Annotated in this window: 1 protein-coding gene; it reads left to right on the top strand. The window is 69.5% G+C overall.

Annotated features, from left to right (window positions below; all coding sequences use genetic code 11):
* The coding region (locus FLQ44_RS14565; RefSeq protein ID WP_147694986.1) for an NAD(P)H-dependent flavin oxidoreductase at positions 1 to 659 on the top strand (659 nt) is incomplete at both ends.

Genomic DNA, 659 nt, shown 5'->3' with positions numbered 1-659 from the left:
CGCCTGCCGATCCGGTGGCGCCGTTCGCGGTCAACCCGATCGTGCACGCCAGCAACAATCGCCTCGCCGAGGATTTGCAGCTGGTCGAGAAGTACCGGGTGCCGGTGGTGATCACCAGCCTGTCGCCACCGTCCGAGGTGGTCGCAGCGGTGCATGGCTACGGCGGCGTGGTCTTCCACGACGTGATCAGCCGTCGCCACGCCGAGAAGGCCGCTGCCCAGGGCGTGGACGGGCTGATCGCGGTCTGCGCCGGGGCCGGCGGCCATGCCGGCCCGCTGAGCCCCTTCGCCCTGGTGCGCGAGATCCGCCAGTTCTATCCGGGCACGATCCTGCTGTCGGGGGCGATGGCCTCGGGCGCGGACGTGCTGGCGGCGCAGGCGATCGGTGCCGATCTCGCCTACCTCGGCACGCGCTTCATCGCCACGCCGGAGGCGCGCGCAGTCGATGACTACAAGCAGATGCTGGTCGACTGCCGCGCCGAGGACATCGTCTACAGCTCGCTGTTCACCGGGGTCAAGGGCAACTACCTGAAGCCCAGCATCACCCGCGCCGGCTTCGACGCCGACAACCTGCCCGAGGCCGACAAGTCGAAGATGGATTTCGGCTCCGGCGGCAACACCGACGCCAAGGCCTGGAAGGACATCTGGGGCGCCGGCCAG

Origin of the sequence: Vogesella mureinivorans, assembly GCF_007644035.1 — a bacterium.
GTDB classification, from domain to species: Bacteria; Pseudomonadota; Gammaproteobacteria; order Burkholderiales; family Chromobacteriaceae; genus Vogesella; species Vogesella mureinivorans.
This window is presented reverse-complemented; position numbering and strand designations above follow the sequence as displayed.